The sequence below is a fragment of the Acinetobacter sp. DL27 genome (assembly GCF_055810995.1).
The window spans coordinates 3,481,355-3,500,647 of sequence record NZ_CM147947.1 but is presented as its reverse complement, the minus strand read 5'-3'; the positions used below and the strand labels follow the sequence as shown (position 1 = coordinate 3,500,647).

19 protein-coding genes are annotated in these 19,293 nt (G+C 43.4%); 9 read left to right on the top strand and 10 right to left on the bottom strand.

The features are described 5' to 3' along the window. Positions 1-672 precede the first annotated feature (672 nt). The 5 genes from rpmH (at position 673) to mnmE (ending at position 4,786) form a co-directional block, all read left to right on the top strand. Positions 673-807 carry a 50S ribosomal protein L34 gene (gene rpmH, locus AC0KVP_RS16835; RefSeq protein ID WP_000831329.1) on the top strand — a complete coding sequence of 45 codons (135 nt, stop codon included), beginning with the start codon at positions 673-675 and terminating at the stop codon, positions 805-807. A gap of 33 nt (positions 808-840) precedes the next feature. Further along, positions 841-1,230 carry a ribonuclease P protein component gene (gene rnpA / locus AC0KVP_RS16830; protein WP_039890852.1) on the top strand — a complete coding sequence of 130 codons (390 nt, stop codon included), beginning with the start codon at positions 841-843 and terminating at the stop codon, positions 1,228-1,230. Between the two features lie 9 nt (positions 1,231-1,239). After that, a complete protein-coding gene (yidD, locus tag AC0KVP_RS16825) occupies positions 1,240-1,560 on the top strand; it encodes a membrane protein insertion efficiency factor YidD (RefSeq protein WP_004977726.1) in 321 nt (106 codons plus the stop codon). 5 nt (positions 1,561-1,565) lie between these two features. Then, a complete protein-coding gene (gene yidC, locus AC0KVP_RS16820; RefSeq protein WP_004697434.1) occupies positions 1,566-3,329 on the top strand; it encodes a membrane protein insertase YidC in 1,764 nt (587 codons plus the stop codon). Between the two features lie 101 nt (positions 3,330-3,430). After that, positions 3,431-4,786: a tRNA uridine-5-carboxymethylaminomethyl(34) synthesis GTPase MnmE gene (gene mnmE / locus AC0KVP_RS16815; RefSeq protein ID WP_473338086.1), complete on the top strand. Its 1,356-nt coding sequence runs from the start codon at positions 3,431-3,433 to the stop codon at positions 4,784-4,786. Between the two features lie 157 nt (positions 4,787-4,943). On the opposite strand, the gene AC0KVP_RS16810 is transcribed toward mnmE, so the two are convergent. From AC0KVP_RS16810 to AC0KVP_RS16795, 4 genes are all read right to left on the bottom strand, one after another. Further along, a complete protein-coding gene (locus tag AC0KVP_RS16810) occupies positions 4,944-6,641 on the bottom strand; it encodes an NAD-dependent malic enzyme (protein WP_473338083.1) in 1,698 nt (565 codons plus the stop codon). A 210-nt stretch (positions 6,642-6,851) separates the two neighbouring features. Next, complete coding sequence (gene ttdB / locus AC0KVP_RS16805) at positions 6,852-7,460, bottom strand: L(+)-tartrate dehydratase subunit beta (protein ID WP_159126915.1); 609 nt, start codon at positions 7,458-7,460, stop codon at positions 6,852-6,854. Then, the gene (gene ttdA / locus AC0KVP_RS16800) at positions 7,457-8,356 is read right to left on the bottom strand and encodes a L(+)-tartrate dehydratase subunit alpha (protein ID WP_062031161.1); all 900 of its coding nucleotides are present in this window, start codon (positions 8,354-8,356) and stop codon (positions 7,457-7,459) included. Before ttdA ends, ttdB begins: the two co-directional genes overlap by 4 nt. Before the next feature lie 59 nt (positions 8,357-8,415). Continuing rightward, positions 8,416-9,717: an MFS transporter gene (locus AC0KVP_RS16795; RefSeq protein ID WP_473338081.1), complete on the bottom strand. Its 1,302-nt coding sequence runs from the start codon at positions 9,715-9,717 to the stop codon at positions 8,416-8,418. Positions 9,718-9,964: 247 nt separating this feature from the next. Between AC0KVP_RS16795 and AC0KVP_RS16790 the strand changes: the two genes are divergently transcribed. Beyond that, positions 9,965-10,888, top strand: a complete 924-nt coding sequence (locus AC0KVP_RS16790) for a LysR substrate-binding domain-containing protein (protein WP_159126916.1) — start codon at positions 9,965-9,967, stop codon at positions 10,886-10,888. 74 nt (positions 10,889-10,962) lie between these two features. Here AC0KVP_RS16790 and AC0KVP_RS16785 read toward each other — a convergent pair whose 3' ends face one another. Both AC0KVP_RS16785 and AC0KVP_RS16780 read right to left on the bottom strand, forming a co-directional pair. Beyond that, positions 10,963-12,147 carry an MFS transporter gene (locus tag AC0KVP_RS16785; RefSeq protein WP_473338078.1) on the bottom strand — a complete coding sequence of 395 codons (1,185 nt, stop codon included), beginning with the start codon at positions 12,145-12,147 and terminating at the stop codon, positions 10,963-10,965. Positions 12,148-12,280: 133 nt separating this feature from the next. Then, positions 12,281-12,547: a metal/formaldehyde-sensitive transcriptional repressor gene (locus tag AC0KVP_RS16780; protein WP_168159913.1), complete on the bottom strand. Its 267-nt coding sequence runs from the start codon at positions 12,545-12,547 to the stop codon at positions 12,281-12,283. A 56-nt stretch (positions 12,548-12,603) separates the two neighbouring features. Here AC0KVP_RS16780 and dmeF point away from each other — a divergent pair, with 56 nt between their 5' ends. After that, the gene (gene dmeF / locus AC0KVP_RS16775) at positions 12,604-13,587 is read left to right on the top strand and encodes a CDF family Co(II)/Ni(II) efflux transporter DmeF (protein ID WP_473338076.1); all 984 of its coding nucleotides are present in this window, start codon (positions 12,604-12,606) and stop codon (positions 13,585-13,587) included. A gap of 106 nt (positions 13,588-13,693) precedes the next feature. Next, positions 13,694-14,395 carry a DsbC family protein gene (locus AC0KVP_RS16770; RefSeq protein ID WP_473338074.1) on the top strand — a complete coding sequence of 234 codons (702 nt, stop codon included), beginning with the start codon at positions 13,694-13,696 and terminating at the stop codon, positions 14,393-14,395. A 57-nt stretch (positions 14,396-14,452) separates the two neighbouring features. Here AC0KVP_RS16770 and AC0KVP_RS16765 read toward each other — a convergent pair whose 3' ends face one another. The 3 genes from AC0KVP_RS16765 to guaD form a co-directional block, all read right to left on the bottom strand. After that, the gene (locus AC0KVP_RS16765) at positions 14,453-14,704 is read right to left on the bottom strand and encodes a GlsB/YeaQ/YmgE family stress response membrane protein (protein WP_004977734.1); all 252 of its coding nucleotides are present in this window, start codon (positions 14,702-14,704) and stop codon (positions 14,453-14,455) included. A gap of 173 nt (positions 14,705-14,877) precedes the next feature. After that, positions 14,878-15,405 carry a hypoxanthine phosphoribosyltransferase gene (hpt, locus tag AC0KVP_RS16760; protein ID WP_004697480.1) on the bottom strand — a complete coding sequence of 176 codons (528 nt, stop codon included), beginning with the start codon at positions 15,403-15,405 and terminating at the stop codon, positions 14,878-14,880. A gap of 224 nt (positions 15,406-15,629) precedes the next feature. Further along, on the bottom strand, positions 15,630-16,946 hold the full coding sequence (guaD, locus tag AC0KVP_RS16755) for a guanine deaminase (RefSeq protein ID WP_473338068.1): 1,317 nt from the start codon (positions 16,944-16,946) through the stop codon (positions 15,630-15,632). Positions 16,947-17,274: 328 nt separating this feature from the next. Here guaD and AC0KVP_RS16750 point away from each other — a divergent pair, with 328 nt between their 5' ends. Continuing rightward, a complete protein-coding gene (locus AC0KVP_RS16750; RefSeq protein ID WP_004697483.1) occupies positions 17,275-17,748 on the top strand; it encodes a hypothetical protein in 474 nt (157 codons plus the stop codon). A 381-nt stretch (positions 17,749-18,129) separates the two neighbouring features. On the opposite strand, the gene AC0KVP_RS16745 is transcribed toward AC0KVP_RS16750, so the two are convergent. After that, positions 18,130-19,290: a glutathionylspermidine synthase family protein gene (locus AC0KVP_RS16745; protein ID WP_183174403.1), complete on the bottom strand. Its 1,161-nt coding sequence runs from the start codon at positions 19,288-19,290 to the stop codon at positions 18,130-18,132. Positions 19,291-19,293: the final 3 nt, after the last annotated feature.

The window sequence follows — 19,293 nt, the reverse complement described above, 5'->3', positions numbered from 1 at the left end:
GTGAAACCCCTATTCATTCCATCAATAATTAATAAAAACACTATGTACCCACCGAAGCGGGTCGCCATTCTAACCAAGTTATCCACATCTGTCATGGAAAATTCTGCAGATATTGCTCAAAAAGCCTGCTTATGAAAATAAATTTAAATTCAAATACTGGTGTGGATAAGTTTATCCGCAAACTGTGGATAGAATATAGCACAAAGTTATCCACAAACTATTAATTTTATAAAAACAATCTTATCCACACCATATTTTATTGTTTTATAATCAAAAAAGTGTCATTTCCACAGAAAAAGGCCACCCTAATAGTAATAAATTTAAATTTATAAATTTGAATTTATTTATAAGAGACTTGTTTTCTGGGGATAACTGGAGATCCAAAATGAATTTAAATTTAAAAACATGCACAGCAAGTGAATTTAAAGACTTGTGGATAATTATGTGGGTAATCTTGTTGGTAACTTATATCACTTTAATAAACAATAATCTAGGTTGTGTATAAGAAAAAAGTGCAGTTGTTTAAATGTTATCGAGAAAAGAGCAAGCTCAAGCTGCTGTTACAAATAAAAAGGCTTAATTTCACAAGAAAATCGGTTTTCCATTGACAGCTCAAGCAATGAACACTAAACTCGCGAACCTTCATTGAATGATCATTTTTGGAGTTTCGATATGAAACGTACATTCCAACCATCTGAATTAAAGCGTAAGCGCGTTCATGGTTTCCGTGCTCGTATGGCTACTAAAGCTGGTCGCCAAGTATTAGCTCGTCGTCGTGCAAAAGGTCGTCACAGCTTAACTGTTTAATTAATAGTTAACGCTTAAACGATTTTGGGTGTTATGACTACACTTTATGGCTTCAGCACAGAGGTTCGTATTCGCTGTGCTGCCGATTATAAAAGTGTCTTCGATGGTGCGCTTTTTAAAGTGCATCAGCCCCATTTCTTATTTCTAGCAAAACTGACCGAACAACCTCAAAGTCGTTTGGGTATTGTTGTTGCTAAAAAGAAAGTGCGTCGTGCACACGAAAGAAATAGAGTAAAACGTTTGGCTCGCGAAAGTTTTCGCTTGCATCAACAGCAATTAACTTTAGATATTGTGGTTATGCCTAAAATGGGGATAGAAACAGTGCCTAATGCAGAGTTGCACCAGCAATTACAATTTGCTTGGCAAAAATTACAACGTCTTGCCAAAAAGCATCAAAAAATAGCTCCCTCCCTGCAAAAGTAGAGATGGCCAATGGTCCGGTTACTGCATTGGTTAATTCGATTTTATCAAATTGCGATTAGTCCTTTACTTGGGCCGCGTTGTCGTTATATCCCTACATGTTCTCAATATTCATTGGAAGCAGTCCATACACATGGTGCTGTGCGTGGTGTGTGGTTGGCTACTAAACGTATTTGCCGTTGTCATCCTTGGGGTGGATCGGGGTATGACCCTGTTCCAAACAAAAGGATTCGTTTTATCTCTTTTCAGCAAATAGATTCTCAAAAGCATCTGGTTGCTGTACCCTTTCGTGATTGTTTCTTGAACCAAAATCACTCTAACCACTTGGGGTAATCGATATGCAACAATGGGCCAGGTTTGCCATTCTCGGGGCCATGTTTGTTGTCGCTTATTTGCTCATTTTGGCTTGGCAAAAAGATTATGGACATGCTGAGACTCAGCCACAGCCACAACAGGCTGCAGCAGTTTCACATGAAGTATCTGCAGATTTGCCAAATGCTCAAACGGCTTCAGCAGCGTCTGATATGCCACAAGCAAATATCGCGACTCAGCAACCAGCTACAGAAGCAAAAGCATCTGTAAATCAACAGCTTATTTCAGTACAAACTGACCTTTATCATCTTTGGATTAATCCTAAAGGTGGTGATATTGTTCGTATTGAATTGTTAAACCATGACAAGAGCAAAGACAGTAACGAAGCATTTGTCATGCTTGAAAGTGATGCAAAACGTACTTATGTGGCGCAGTCTGGTTTAATTGGTCTTAATGGTCCAGACAGTAACCGTAGCGGTCGTCCAATGTATGAGATTGAAAAATCTGCTTATACATTGAATGATGCCAAAGCGGTTCAAACTGAAGATGGAAAAAGCATCAAAGTGTTAACCGTACCGATGGTACTGAAAACAGCTGATGGTGTGGAAATCATTAAAACCTTTACCTTTAAGCAAGGTGAATATCCTGTTGTTGTGAACCATAAAGTGGTGAACCGCAGTGGTCAAAACTGGCAGGGTCAAATGTTTGGTCAACTCAAACGTGACAACTCTGATGATCCAGGCAAATCGGATCAAGGTATTTTCACGCTGGGCACTTTCTTAGGTGGTGCTTGGGGTTCGCCTGAAGAACATTATAACAAGCTTAAATTTGCTAACTTCAATGAAGAAAAATTGAATGTTGAGGCGAAAGGCGGCTGGGTTGCTATGGTTCAGCACTACTTTGTGAGTGCTTGGATTCCTGGTGACTTAAAATTGACGCAAGCCAATGGTCAACCTTATGTCGCGAAATTAGAGTCGCGTAAGTCAACGGATGATATGAATATCATTGGTTTTACTTCGCCGACGATTACTGTGCCTGCTGGTACAGTGGCTGAGATTGACGCGACCTTCTATTCAGGTCCTAAAGTTCAATCTGAGTTAAAAGAGCTTGCAACAGGGTTAAACCAAACTGTTGATTATGGTTGGTTATGGCCAATTGCGAAATTATTGTTCTTGGGTCTTGAGTTCTTCCACGGTTTAGTGGGTAACTGGGGCTGGGCAATTATTTTGTTAACGGTCTTGGTGAAATTGATTCTTTGGCCATTGTCGTCTAAGAGCTATCGCTCAATGGCGAAAATGCGTGTCATTGCACCTGAAATGCAGCGTATGAAAGAAGAGTTCGGTGAAGACCGTATGCGCTTCTCTCAAGAAATGATGGCACTGTATAAACGTGAACAAGTCAATCCGCTTGCGGGTTGTTTGCCATTGTTATTACAAATGCCAATCTTCCTTGCGCTGTACTGGGTGTTGATGGAGTCTGTTGAGCTTCGTCATGCGCCATGGTTACTTTGGATTCAAGATTTGTCAGCGATGGATCCGTGGTTTATTTTACCGCTGTTAATGGGCGCAACGATGTTCATTCAGCAGTCTTTAAATCCACAACCGGCTGATCCAATGCAAGCGAAAGTTTTCAAAATCATGCCGATTGTTTTCACAGTCTTTATGTTGTTCTTCCCTGCGGGTCTCGTGTTGTACTGGATTGTCAACAACAGTATCACGATTATTCAGCAGACCTTGATCAACAAATCTGTTGAAAAAGACCGTTTGAATAAGGAAAGTGCGTCGAGTTAATCGAGGTAACTTTTCGCGAAAAGCTGAATAAATCCGCTTAAGATGGTAATCTTAGGCGGATTTTTCATTGTGTGACTTTTAAGATTTTTTAGGTGAATGTTATGTACAACCGAACCACGATTGCTGCCATTGCAACACCACCTGGGCGTGGTGGTGTGGGGGTCATTCGCCTATCTGGTCCCAAGTCTTATGAGATTGCACAGGCCTTGACCCAAAAAGATTTACCGAAAGCCCGTTTTGCAGGTTTTCGCCAGTTTTATGATGCGTCTGGCGAGGTGATGGATGAGGGCTTAGCGATTTGTTTTCCGAACCCGAACTCGTTTACTGGTGAAGATGTGGTTGAGTTGCAAGGTCATGGTGGCCCTGTCATTCAAAATGCTTTACTGGGGCGTTTGTTGGAGCTCGGTGCGATTGCAGCAAAAGCCGGTGAGTTTTCCATGCGTGCTTTTGAAAATGGCAAACTGGATTTGGTACAGGCTGAAGCAATCGCTGACTTGATTGATGCGACGTCTCAAGCGGCTGCACGTTCTGCGGTACGTTCATTACAAGGTGCATTTTCAACTAAAGTGAATCATGTGTTGGAGCAATTGATTCATCTACGTTTGCATGTGGAAGCTGCGATTGATTTTCCTGAAGAAGAAATTGATTTTCTTGCGGACGGGAAAATTTTAAATCTTTTAGATGGCGTTACGGCTGCTGTGAACCAAGTGCAACAATCGGCTCGTCAAGGACAGTTGCTGCGTGAAGGTTTACAAGTGGTAATTGCAGGAAAACCGAATGCGGGTAAGTCATCACTGCTCAATGCATTAGCAGGCATTGAACGCGCTATTGTGACGGATATTGCAGGTACGACGCGGGATGTCTTGCATGAAAAAATTACCCTCAATGGCTTACCCATTACCTTAACCGATACCGCGGGTTTACGTGAAACTGGTGATATTGTAGAAAAAGAAGGGATTCGTCGTGCTATTAAAGAAATTGAGCAAGCTGATCTCTTGCTCTTGGTTTATGACTTAAGCCAAGGCGAAGACCCACTTCAGTTAGCGCAAGCATATTTTGCTGAGCATATTGAACCGAAACGTTTAATGCTGATTGGTAATAAGTGTGATTTGATGGAAACGACATCGCATATCGAAGACTTTAACGGCTTCCGTCATATTATGGTTTCGGCAAAGCAAGAAACTGGCGTTCAAGCGCTCATAGAAGCGATTACAGCGCATGCAGGCTTCCAGCCTGAAGAAGATACCTTTATTGCGCGTACACGCCATTTAGACGCAATGAAACGCACTCAGCTTTACCTTGCTGAAGCTCGTGAACAATTGGTGGTGTATAACGCAGGTGAGTTGGTCGCAGAGTCGCTCCGTTTGGCGCAAAATGCCCTTGGCGAAATTACAGGGGATTTTAGTGCGGATGATTTGCTTGGGAAAATTTTTGGATCGTTCTGTATTGGAAAATAATGCCAATATTTAGCATCGTGCCTATTTAGGTAGATGGATATAAAAAGCACTCAGTTTTAAACACAGGGTGCTTTTTTATACATAGGATGGCTAGTGCTGCTATTCAGCTTCTCTTTGGCACAAAAGTTTATGAGATTCTTATGCTGTAAGAAGCTAATCAAAAGGTAATTCGGCGGTAATCTCGATATTCGGGTTTCCACACATGCGCCTCAATGGCTTTTTGCAAGCTAGCTTCATCCATTAATGGGGCAACCCCTTCCCGTATCGCGGCAAGACCCACCTGCAAGGCGATAATTTTAGAGATGTCCTGAATGGCGCCAATACTTGGCAGTAAATCATGCTCTGGGTTTTTCAGCATGGGTGAACATCTGGCTAAAGCATTACTCGCGGCCATTAACATCAGGTCGGTCACGCTTTGCGCACCTGCGGCAATGACACCTAGACCAACCCCAGGAAAAATATAAGCATTATTGCACTGAGCAATGGGGTAAATATGGCCTTGATGATGTACTGGTGCAAATGGGCTGCCTGTTGCGATTAAGGCTTTACCCTCTGTCCATTGAATAATATCTGTGGGGAGCGCTTCGACCTGAGAGGTGGGGTTGGACAAGGGAAAGACGATCGGGCGTTCACAGTTTTCAGCCAGTGCGCGAATAATCTCTTCGCTAAATAAGCCAGTTTGTCCTGAAACTCCGATTAATACTGTGGGTTTGGCATGCTGAATGACTTCGAGCAGAGAAATCTCTGGCGCTACATTTGCCCATGTCTCAATGGCACGCAAAGTCTGCGCCAACTTGCTTTGAAAATCGAGTAAGTTGGGTTGCTGTTCAGTCATTAAACCAAAGCGATCTACCAAATAAAGACGTGAGCGTGCTTCAAGGTCGCTGAGCCCTTCAATTTTCATTTGTGCAATAATTTGTTCTGCAATACCACAGCCTGCTGAACCTGCACCTAAAATAACAATCGTTTGATCTTTGACCTGCTTTTTCACCACATGAGATGCTGCAATAAGGCTAGCTAACGCTACAGCCGCCGTACCTTGAATATCATCATTAAAACAACAGATTTGTTCACGGTAGGTGGTTAGTAAAGGCATGGCATTTTGCTGAGCAAAATCTTCAAACTGAATCAGGGCCTTCGGCCAGCGTCGTTGAATGGCACGAATCACATCATCGATAAATTGATTGTATTCATCGCCACTAATACGGTGGTGGTTCCAACCCAAATACAGCGGATCGTTGCGTAACTGTTGGTTATTGGTCCCAACATCCAGCGTAATAGGCAAAGTATAGGCTGGACTGATGCCGCCACAGGCGGTATAGAGCGACAGTTTACCAATGGGAATCCCCATGCCGCCAATGCCTTGATCACCTAGACCTAAGATTCGCTCTCCATCAGTCATCACGATAACTTTGACATTTTTACGGTTCACGTTGTGTAGAATTTCATCAATATGCGCGCGATCTGGGTAGGAAATAAAAATGCCACGATGTCGGCGATAAATATCGGAAAAACGTTGGCAGGCCTCACCCACAGTTGGGGTGTAAATGATCGGCATCATTTCACTTAAGTGATGTTTGAGCAGATAGTAAAACAGAGTTTCGTTGGTATCTTGGATATTGCGTAAATAGATATGTTTGTTGATGTCATCATTAAAAGATAAATACTGCTGATAGGAGCGGCGACTTTGTTCCTCAATGGTTTCGATCACGTGTGGAATTAGGCCGTGTAAATTGAAGGTATTGCGTTCTTGTATTGAAAATGCAGCTCCTTTATTCAACAACGGCAGTTCTAAAAGTGAATGAGCTGCATAGGGAATATAGAGCGGTTTTTTTATGGTTACATGATCCATCATGAGCTTGATCTCGTTACATCGATTGCAATGTCCGTATTCTGCTGAAAGAAGTATGGATTAAACGTCGAGACGTTGTGGTGAATAGGGACACAAGTGAAGAGAAATGCCTGATTTGGCTGTGATGTGTCTGACCAAATGCAGGCTTAGAGTTAAAATAAAGAGAGACAGACAACACCAAACAGGATCGTTTGAGGTGCTGTCTGTAAAGCACTATTTAATAAAACTCAGTTCTTTACTGATCCGATCTAGCACAGGTTTCTTTTTAGCTTGGAACTGGGTTTTATTTTGCTGAATAAGATTATTGCCATGGGTATCAATCGAGATGATCAGCGGGCCAAATACCTTGACGCGGTTAATCCATAAGGTTTCAGGCATCCCGAGGTCTTGCCATTCAGCGCCTTCAATTTCCTCGACTTGAGTGGCTGCCAGTACAGCACATCCTCCAGGGAAAATAGCATGGACTGCTTTGTGCTCCTGACAGCCTGCGACAGTCTCAGGGCCCATGCCACCTTTACCCACAATCAGTTTCACCCCAGTTTGTTTGATAAATTCGCGTTCGAATTTTTCCATACGCATACTGGTGGTGGGCCCAATGGAGACCATTTCAAAACGGCCATCATCCTTTTTACGCACGATTGGACCGGCATGGAAAATCGCACCGCCTTCTAAATTCACGGGAAGTTGTCGACCTTGTTCAATTAAGCGGCGATGTGCCACATCACGACAAGTAACCAAACGTCCAGTTAGATATACCACGTCACCAATTTTAAGATCGGCTAAGTCTTCATCACGTAATGGGGTGGTCAGTACTTTTTTCATAGCACAACTCCTTCGTGTGACAGAATTTCATAAGACATATCAGGGTTAATTTTAATTTTGCCACGGCGGTGTGCCCAGCAACCAGTGTTGACTGCCACGCCAATGGTGGATGGGTGACGAGCCGAAGACTCAATATTGACGCCCATGACGCTGTTATTGCCTGTTAAGCCCTGTGGGCCAATGCCAATTTCATTCAAGCCTTGTTCCAGCAAGTCTTCCATCAGTGCAGCACGGGGGTTATCACTTCTTGAGTCTACAGGGCGCATAATGGCCAGTTTGGACAAGCGTGCAGCGGTTTCAACTGAAGTGGACACCCCGACACCGACCAGTAACGGCGGGCAAGCATTCACACCACGCTCGGTAATCACATCCATCACGAACTCGGCTACACCTTCATAGCCTTGACCTGGCATCAAAACTTTAGCTGCACCTGGCAAGGTACACCCGCCGCCTGCCATATAGACATCGATGGTACAGGTATCCTGTTCCGGGACGATGCGCCAGTCTAGCCACGGAATTTGGGTGCCCGTATTGGTGCCCGTGTTTTTCTCATCAAAGGTTTCAACTGCATTGTGGCGCAAAGGTCCTGTACGGGTCGCTTCTTCGGTCGCTTCACGTAAAATTTCTTGTAACTCACCCAACAGTGGGAAATGTGCACCTGCTTCAACAAAATATTGAATCACGCCCGTGTCTTGGCAGCTGGGACGGTTCAATCGATCTGCTGCTTCTTGGTTTTCATCCATCGAATCATAAATTGATTTGGCCAACGGGTTGGTTTCCAAGGTTTTCAGCTCAATCAGTTTGCTTTTGACATCTTTGGGTAAACGTTTGCCAATATAGGCTGTAAATTTGGCCATGGTGTCCGTGAGGGACTGTACGGCAAGTTCTTTGTCCATGGGAGGCTCCTTGTTAAGCGTTCAATTCGCTCGAATATTGAATAAGGTAAAAATGAAGATCATGAATTACTCAATTCAGCCGAATTGGCTTTGTTTTTTTGAGTAAAACTTAAAACGAGGGTCAGGACGGTAGATAAAATCAGCAAACCTGCGACGAAATACAAACCGCCTGCAAAGCTTCCAGTTTGGTCTTTAACCCAACCGATCATGGCTGGACCCGCAAAGCCGCCTAAGTTTCCAATCGAGTTAATGGTTGCGATGCCTGTCGCTGCTGCGGCACCCGATAAAAACATGGTTGGCATGCTCCACAGTGGCGGTTTAGAGCAACTGATGCCGACGTTGACAATGGTTAATGCGGCAATCAGGCCAAACATACTGCCAGTACTGGCTGCAATCGCGAGCCCCACAGCTGCGGTTAAACAAGCCAAGGCTACATGCCATGTGCGTTCATTGGTTTTGTCGGAGTGACGTGACCACAAAATCATGGCAACCACAGAGATAATAGGAGGAATGGCGTTCAATAGACCGACGGTCATTGAGCTGACACCCAGTTCTTTAATGATTTGAGGCGCCCAAATGCCAAGGGTATACAGCCCCGCTGAGGTACCGAAATAAATGAGTGCCAGAGCAAGCACACGTGGATTGGCGAGTCCGCGTAAAATACTGTGATGCTGTTGCCCCCCCTTATTGGCATCTTCTGCTTGCATGGTTTTAACCAACCATTCACGCTCATCGGGTTTTAACCATGTGGCTTTTTCAGGTCGATCTGTCATGTAGAAAAACACTACGACGCCTAGGATCACCGCAGGAATGGCTTCAATCAGGAACATCCATTGCCAACCTGCTAAGCCCATGATGCCGTGCATTTCCAGTAATGCTGCTGAAATAGGAGAACCAATCGCCGTGGCTATAGGGGCGGCGGCCATAAATAAGGCAATTACCCCTGCTCGGTTTCGTGCAGGGAACCAGTAGCTTAAATACAAAATAATGCCGGGGAAAAAGCCTGCTTCGGCGACACCGAGTAAAAATCGCATAACATAAAAGCTGGTTGAGCTTTCGACAAAGGCCATCCCGCCAGCAATAATGCCCCAAGTCACCATGACCCGTGCAATCCAAATGCGAGCGCCAACTTTGTGCAAAATAATGTTGGAGGGAACTTCAAAGAGGAAATAGCCCAAAAAGAAAATTCCTGCGCCAAAACCGAGAATCGAAGCGGTAAAGCCCAAATCTTCTTTCATGGTAATGGCAGCAAAACCAATATTGACCCGATCAATATAGGCAATTAAATATAAAATCATGATAAACGGCACAATACGCCAAGTGATTTTGCGTAGCGTCCGTTTCTCGATATCCATGTCCATGGCTTATCTCCATATCAGTAGCGATTACCTCCCGATTCGGTCGAAGTCACACCGCAATCGAGTTTGGCGAAAAAGCTCCCCGTTTGTGCACCGTTGTCCTTACACGGTGGACTTTATGACTCACTCAAGTTTCCTTGCTTGGGTGAGATATGTTGTTTGGGGGGTAACGTGATAGGAATATTAGAGACTTTGCAAAACCGATGAATCGATATAAAGTTAAATCACTCTTGCAAAAAACTGAATAATCATGAGCTCAGATACCGAATTAGCATTTTTTTGTTTACTAATAAAACAGGGCAGTCTGGTTGCAACAGCGCGTGAGTTGAATTTAACACCCCCTGCTGTGTCCCGACGTCTGACACAAATGGAAGAACGTTTAGGGGTTCGGTTGTTGAATCGGACCACCAGACGCATCAGTTTGACCAATGAAGGCGAAATTTATTTTGAGAATGCTTCGCGAATTTTGAAAGAAATTGAAGAAATGGAACAGCAAGTAGCACGCAGTCGCACCACCCCGAAGGGCTTGCTGCGGGTCAATGCCCCATTTGGTTTTGGTCGAACCTACATTGCTCCTGCGATTTCAGACTTTGCGCGAAAATTTCCAGATATCGAAGTCCAGTTACATCTGACTGATCGCCCGATTCATCTGCCGAATGATGCGATTGATGTCTCGATTCACTTTGGACAGGTACCGGACTCACGACTAATTGCGAAAAAAATTGCGGCCAATCGACGGCTTCTATGTGCTTCTCCGCGTTATTTGGCACACGCTGGGGCACCACTTACGCCACGCGAACTGACCCTGCACCAATGCATTGTGTTAAGACAAAACGATGCGGCATATGCCAACTGGCGTTTAACTCAAGGGGATAAGGAAGAGACAGTTAAAGTGCATGGAAAATTGAGTAGCAATGATGGCCAAGTCACCATTGGTTGGGCACTCGATGGTCATGGTATTTTAATGCGAGCTGAATGGGACGTGGCCAAGTATTTAAAAAGTGGTCGTTTAGTTCAAGTCTTGCAGGACTATGAGACGCCCCCTGCCGATATCTATGCGATTTATATGGATCGGCTCGAGCACTCACCAAGAGTGTCCTATTTTTTAGAACATCTAAGCCAGTATTTAAATGAACATACGGACTTAGCCCATGCCAACAAGAAAAGAACCTAAGTTATAGCAAGGATCGACTGAAAAATGGCATCTGAAGAACGATCTAAATCCAAATGATTTTGACTTCGCTCTTTCTATGCAGAAGTTAGACGTATACTGCGCTTATGTGCAAACCACAGATAAAAACACAATAAAGCGATGGCAATGCAAAAGCTAATGACTCCGAAACTTAATCCAAAGTGATCTGCCAAATAACCCACAGCTACAATGGGCACAATCGTACCCAAATAACCAATAAAAAGATAAGTCGACATCACTGCAGCACGATTCTCTAAGGTGGTCATGGCATGAATGAGACCAAAGGAACCAATCAAGGTCAGGCCATGTCCGACACCAACGAGAAAATCACTGATAAAGAAAAAAGCACTCAGTTGAAATAGCATACACAGCGCCAAAATGCCTAAGCTTGCAATCAAGGTGATTAAGCCATAGTTGAGACACTTATAAGCGGGAATGCTTCTAGCAAAATACTGCACCACGGCAGAGACAATGAGAATACTGGTAATGGCTGAACCGCTAATGAGGGGGCCGTGCCACGGCAAAATATCCCGCACAAATGAAGGAGATAAGGATGCAAATAAGCTAAATGCGGCAAAGGCACTAAATGCGGTAAATCCAACAATCAAAAACAACTGATGATATTGCCCTTCTGGTCGGATTAGCTTGGGGGCAATACTAAAGGGCTGTGAGGTAAATGTAGGAGACTCAACCCAAAATAAACCAAAGAAACACAGTACAGCGCCAAGAATAACGGGTAGATAAGGACTAACCAACGGATATTCTGAAAATTGAGCTATCAGGCCACCAATCAGCGGGCCTAAGCCAAAGCCTACTGCGGTAATAATCGAACTGAGTTGTGGTGCAATCTGTTGATGGCTTTTGGGCACGGTATACATCAGTCCCAGTAAGGCCGAAGTGCTCATCAAACCAGATGCAATACCAATAATAAAGCGCCCCAAAGATAAAATGAGAGCATCAGAAGCATAAGCGGAAATCACCAACCCGATGCTAATAAACACCAACCCTACTTGTAAGGTGCGTAAATAGCCAATGCTATTACTGGTCCGGCCAAGAAACAGTAAAGTAGCGAGACAACCAAACATATAAGCCACAAAAATATAGGTGATCTGACTCGGCACCAGATGCCATAAGGCTTGATACAGCGGGTAAAGTGGACTGGCTAAGGCAGTCCCCATGGTTCCCATCATTAAGGCGAGGCTGACCATACAAAATGGACGCCAAGAAGTGCTTGTTGTCATGCAAATGCCATGCGGCTCTCTCGGTCAAAACAAGAATATTTTGATGCCCAAGAGAAAAAGGATAGAGTGCAACAGTGTATCGGTTTGTGGAAAAAATGGTCAACTAAAAACTTGAAAAAGAACGCAATAAAACTTAGCTATAGCGTTTCAGCAGTTTTAAGAACTCAGCCAACTCCTCTTCATTGACCTGTTCAGCTTGTGCTAATACATGATGGCGTAAGTGTGCTTCAACCAGTTCATTCATCAGCCCATTGACCGCGCCTTTAATAGCAGCGACTTGCTGTAAAACGTCGATACAACTGGCATCGGGATGTGTGATCGAGAGTTCAACGGCGTTGACCTGTCCTTGTAAGCGTTTCACACGGTTTAAAATTTTTTTATCTTCATGCAAATGACTCAACACATTGCTCCAAAAATAAATATACTAAGGGGGAGTATATTGGTGAATGATTTTAAATGCAAAATACCCCATCACGTCAGCATACGCATCATTTTGATGACGGTAATCCACTGGCACAAAAACGGATTTTAATGGCAACCATTTTAACGGCAGTCATGATGTTATTAGAAGTGATTGGTGGATGGATTTTCCAATCAATGGCTTTGTTGGCGGATGGTTGGCATATGAGTTCGCATATGTTAGCACTGGGTTTGGCTTATTTTGCCTATCGTGCTGCGCGGCATTATGCCCATGATCAGCGCTTTAGTTTCGGTACATGGAAAATTGAAATTCTTGCAGGTTACAGCAGCGCTATTTTGTTGATGGTGGTGGCGGGTTTTATGGCTTTTCACTCGATTCAGCGTCTATTCTCGCCTGTACAAATTCATTATAACGAAGCGATTCCAATTGCGATTTTAGGCTTATTGGTGAATTTAATCTGTGCATGGTTGCTGCATGATGGTCACCATCACCATCACCATCACCATCACCATCACCATCACCATCACCATCATGATCATGCATCAGAAGTACATAGCCATCATCATGATTTAAATCAGAAAGCTGCATTTATGCATGTGGTGGCAGATGCAGTGACTTCTATTTTCGCGATTATCGCACTGATTTTTGGTAAATATTTGGGTTGGGATTTTCTCGATGCTGCTCTTGGGATCGTAGGTTCAATACTGGTGGCTAAATGGGCACTGAGCTTAATGCAAGAAACGGGAAGAACCTTGTTAGATGCTGAAATGGATCATCATGTGGTGGATGAAATTCGAGAGGTGGTGGCAGAACTACCGCAGACGACCTTGACCGATTTACATGTGTGGAAAGTAGGCAAAGGTAAGTTTTCCTGTATTTTGGCTTTAGAAACGACGGTAGACCTAACTGCGGATCGCGTGCGGGCAATGCTCTCGATTCATGAGGAAATTGTTCATGTCTCGGTGGAAATTAATAGCACGACTCTAACTGTTCCACGTGAAACTTTGGCCAGTTCATAAGCACGGCGTGTTGGGTTTCGGTAAAGCCGTGGAAAAAATGATTCAATGCTTGAATAATACGCTCTACACTAGCGCCGTGGTTCTCCGATTGAAAGAGCAAAAAGTGATGATAAAAAAACTGGGTTTGGCACTACTCACAAGTGCAATTGCAAGCATGAGTATGGCCAGCGTAGAAAGTGTTCAAGCCAACTTAAAAAAGAATTATCCAAATATTAATGTTCAAAATATTCAAAAAACAGAAATGTCGGGCATTTATAGCGGATCTTTAGATGGCGAAATTGTGTATTTAGGCGAAGCGGCTGAGCATGTGATTGCTGGTTCGATGGTGCGCTTAAAAGATCAAAAAAATTTAAGTGCTGCTTTATATGTGCAACAAAACTCGCTTGATTGGAAAAAGCTGCCGCTAAAAGATGCCATTAAAAGCGTTAAAGGCAACGGCAAACGCCAATTGGCGGTTTTTTCAGACCCAAACTGCCCTTACTGTAAGCAGTTAGAGGCTGAACTGAATAAACTAAATGATGTGACCATCTATACATTTATTTATGCCATTAAGGCGCAATCGATTGCACCGTCGAAACAAGTGTTTTGTGAAGCAGACCCTGCCCTCGCATGGAAAAATTTGATTGCGAAAGGGATTCAGCCAACGTCGAAAAAACCGTGTGCCAATCCAATTGAGCGCAACATTGAACTCGGTCGTAGTCTGGGTTTACAAGGGACGCCCGTGGTTATTTTCTCAAACGGCTTTAAAGTGAATGGTGCTGTACCTTCAACCACCATTGAAAATATGTGGCGTGAACTGGGCTTATAAGAGTTCAAATATACAGATAAAAAGCACCTGAAACGGTGCTTTTTTTAATGGCTGCGTTTAGGTTTTTTTGGTGACCATGTTGTAGATGAATAAAATAACGATGGCTCCAATAACTGAAGCAATAAAGCCTGCGGCAGAGCCTTCACTATAGAGACCGAGTAAACGACCACCATAAGTGGCTACTAGAGAACCTGCAATCCCCAGTAAAGTGGTGACAATAAATCCCGCTTTGTCATCGCCAGGATGGATAGCACGTGCGATGAGACCTGCAATAAAACCAATCACGATTGCAACAATAAGTGACCACATGAGCCAGCTCCTTTTTTATCATGTCTTTGTTTTTACATCATGTGCAAAAATATCATCGGGCATAATGCGACTGTGCAGTAGAGCGAATCTGCTAAAAACTGTATGTTTTATGTACTTAGGTAATAGTGAAAATAAAAAAAAGTGGCCTTCGGCCACTCTTTTCTCGATTGATCTTAAAGACCAATTTCACCAATAAATGGCAAATGACGGTACTTTTGGTCGTAGTCTAAGCCATAACCCACAATGAATCGATCTTCGACATTAAAGCCTAAAAACTTCACATCGAGTTCAATTTCACGGCGTGAAGGTTTGCTGACTAAGGTGCAAAGTTCAATTGAGTTGGGAGAGCGTGTTTCTAAAATTTCTAATACTTTGCTCAAGGTGTTGCCTGAGTCGATGATGTCTTCAATGACCAAAACATCTTTACCGCGAATTTCACCGTCTAAATCTTTTAAAATTTTTACATCACGTGAAGATACCGTACCGCCGCCGTAGCTCGAAACCGTCATGAAATCGAGTTCATGTGGTTTTGAAATGGTACGACATAAGTCTGCCATGAAAATGACTGAACCACGTAATAAACCAATCAGTACGAGTTCCTTATCACTGTTTGCATAATGCGCATCGATTTGTGCACCAAGCTCTTTTACTTTCGCTTGAATCTCTTCAGTAGAAATCATTACGCTCATTTGAACGGTCATGGGTAGATACCTAAAAATTAAAAAAATCAAAAATAAAAAAGGCGTTGACCTGCAACACCTCTATATATGCATTAATTTTAATATATCTCTAAACGAGATGCACCCCCTTTTGCCCGCTGGAAATGTAATCATTTCATTGCAGGCGGGATGCAGCTTGGTTTAGAGGCGGAAATCAAAGTTGTTTCAAAACTCGATTAGCTGCTTAAATTTTCGCTATTTGCTACTTAGTTTTGCACATAGGCTTTCTGACCAAAAATATAAGTCGCATGAATATTACGGTCATCACCCATGGTCATTAGGGCAAATAACGCATCTTCAATCCCTTTTGAACGTTGCTGACGTAATGCTTGCAGCGCAGTTGCTTTAAGGTCGAGCACCACAAAGTCGGCTTCTTTGCCCAAATTAAAGTTACCGAGTTTATCATCCAAGCTCAGAGCTTTGGCACCGCCCAGCGTAGCGTGATAGAGCGATTCAAACGCAGACAGTTTATCGCCCTGAAGCTGCTGCACTTTATAGGCTTCATTGAGGGTTTGTAGTTGGTTAAAAGAGGTCCCCGCACCAATGTCTGTACCCAGCCCAACTTTTACCTGCTTGTCCCAAGTCTTGTTCAATGGAAATAAACCACTGCCTAAAAATAGGTTGGAGGTCGGACAGAAAGCAATGGCAGAGTCAGTCTGATGCATGCAGTCCCACTCAGCTTCTTCTAAGTGTACGCAGTGGGCAAAGACCGAATGTGAACCGGTTAAACCAAAGTGATGATAGACATCGAGATAACCTTGCTGTTCAGGGAATAAGTCTTTTACCCAAGCGATTTCATTTTTATTTTCACTTAAATGCGTATGCACATACACATCTGGGTATTCAGCTTTGAGCTGCCCTGCTTTAGCCAATTGCTCTGGTGTTGATGTTGGGGCAAAACGTGGCGTAATCGCATACAGGTTACGGCCTTTGCCATGCCATTTCTCAATCAGTGCCTTAGAATCTGCATAAGCACTGTCAGGTGTGTCACACAGACCTTCAGGTGCATGACGGTCCATCATAACTTTACCTGCGATCAGACGCATCTGGTGCTGCCCTGCCGCTTCAAATAGTGCATCGACTGATTCGGTATGCACAGTACAGAAGACTAAGGCTGTGGTGGTGCCATTTTTTAGCAGTTCTTGCACAAAGAATTGGGCAATCTGGTCGGCATAGGCTTTATCGGAAAATTGTAATTCAGTTGGGAAGGTATAGGTATTGAGCCATTCGAGTAGCTGTTCACCATAGGCCCCCACCATTTCTGTTTGTGGAAAATGAATGTGGGTATCGATAAAGCCCGGCACAATCAATTGTTCAGGATAGTGCTGAACCTCGATGCCAACAGGAAGGTGCTGTTGCCCCTCCTGCCAAGATCCAAACCATTGGATTTTGCCATTTTGGCTAATTAGTAAACCATCTTCTACGTAACGCACTTGGTCGTGAATTTCACGCGCTTGGGCAACCGTATTCTGAATATCTAGGAAGCGACCGCGAACCGCCGTCGTTGCAACTACAGAAGACATTTTAAACCTGCGTTTTGACTTTTTTTCGATTGATTGTACCGTAAACTGGATTTTTTTCACGGCTATTTACTGAAGTTTTTATGTGTGTTGTGAACACTACATTTTAAATGAAAGACTGGAGCAGTATTTTCTTAAAAATTGAACTGTTTTAAGGCCAGACATGTATCTATGCCATCGATAAGATCATGATTTTTTATGTCATACATAAGCACAAGCTTTGAGCTTAAATGATTCAATCTATTCGCAAAATTTTGTTGAGAAAGTCTTTATCTTTAAATGCTGAGTTAGTACAGTGTCGGCATTGATAAAATAAGAGACAATGATCGGCATGTATTTTTGGAATACCAAAGCATTAGCACATGAATTATCTAGCAACACCCTCGATAAAAAGCATTATAAAAATTATTACTTAGTCACCGCCTTACTGGTTTCAGTGGTGTATTACTACGGCATGTATTCGCCCTATGGTGATGTCCGTGTGATTGGTGTTGAGGGACTTCTGACTTTATTGATTATGTTTATCGGGATTCAAAGCGCTTACAAAGCCAATGGTGGCGATGAGGGTGAGCATTTCTTAGGTCGAATCACAGCGTTGTCTTTTCCCATTTTGGTACAAACCACCGTGGCTGGTGTTGTGTTTGGTGCAGTGTTATTAGGCCTTTATTTTGCTTTTAATCTAGAAGGCACAGCGTTTGATGATTGGTATGAATGGACTATTTCGCTATTTACCATCTTCCTGCAAATCTTGTTTTTCACGCGTTTGGTGTCTTATATGAAGCGGGTTAAAGCGCATACCATTTAAGCTTGAAAAAAATATTGTCTTTGAATATATGCCTGTCAGTTTTAGATTTGACAGGCATTTTCTTTTTCAATTTAAACTTTATTGGATAGACGCAAGCGTCATCCGCAACCTGCGTAGAGTTTGGGATAGATTGTTTTTGCAACACAAACTTTTTAATTATAGAACGTGAGCAGGTTTTGCGGAGGACAAATGCTTTCTTTACGAAATTTCGCTTCTCATTTGGCGAACCAAAAGAATAATTGAGCCCCCAATATTGAACTTGAAAAAGATAAGACTCCGCCGTGAATAACCTAAAAGTGATAGTGCTTTTACTAAAATGCCTGAACAGAGCCGTATTACTTTTTGGACACCTATTTTAAATAGGTGATTTAGAGCGCCACTTTATTCCACAAAATAATGCGCAGCAAAATGTGCATCATTGCCAATCACATCAAAGACATCTTCACGCAGTGACATCCCCGCACATTCATCCCCGACCATCCAAAGTCCCAAGGTGGGCAGCATGCCTTCATGCAACGGAGTTTTTACCCAGCGTTGCATGACATAGCCATATTTGTCGTAGTCATCGAAGTAAAAACTCCCTGAGGCTGCGCCGCAATCGACATTGTTTTGTAAGATATGAATATTTGCGCCTTCGCGCGCTAAGATGGGCTTACGCACCCATTTCCCTGCATAGTGGGCGTGCGCATCATAAGCATGGGTTTCTAACAACAATGGATGATTCGGAAAGCGTTTCCATAGCTCGATCAATAGGGCTTTATTGGAGAGCAGCATTTTCCAACACGGTTCAATCCATTCGGTTTCAGGTTTGAGAAACTGTGAAAAATTTTCTTCCCAAATCCATTCCCACGGATACAGCTTAAATAAATGCTGAATCTGTTGCTGATGCAAATCGACAAAGGCGGTGCCATTCCAACCAATGTTTTCCATCGACAGTTCGCTGACATTTAAGCCTGCCTGAAAAGCGGTATCCATGAGGTATTCTAAATTACCCCAATCTTCACGCCCTGCTTCTTGGCAGGCTGCGAAATGGACACGGCTACGTGTAGGATAGAGCTGTTTCCAACGCTCAATCAACTTTTCATGAATGCTGTTGAACTGATCACGGTTTTCAATATTTTCGACCTGTTCAATCCAATGCCACTGTGCAACTGAGGCTTCGAGTAAACCCGTTGGCGTATCGGCATTGTATTCCAGCATTTTGATGGCTTGACCATCATAGGCAAAATCGAAACGGCCATACAGCATCGGCGCTTGGTTTTTCCATGAGTGCTCAATCAAAGGAATCGCTGCTGGGGGAATTTGAAAATATTCGGGATAATGACCGCGTTGAATCATATCCCCTGCCACTTCAAGGCACATCTGGTGTAATTCGTTAGAGGCATCTTCAAGCTGTTCAATTTGCTTGAGGCTAAACTCATAAGCCACCCCTTCTGACCAATACATTGAACCATCCCGCGACGGCAAGTTGTAGTAGTCAAAACCAATCTCTTGATGCGCCTGTTGCCAGTTTGCACGCTCAGGGAATAGAACTCGTTTCATGTA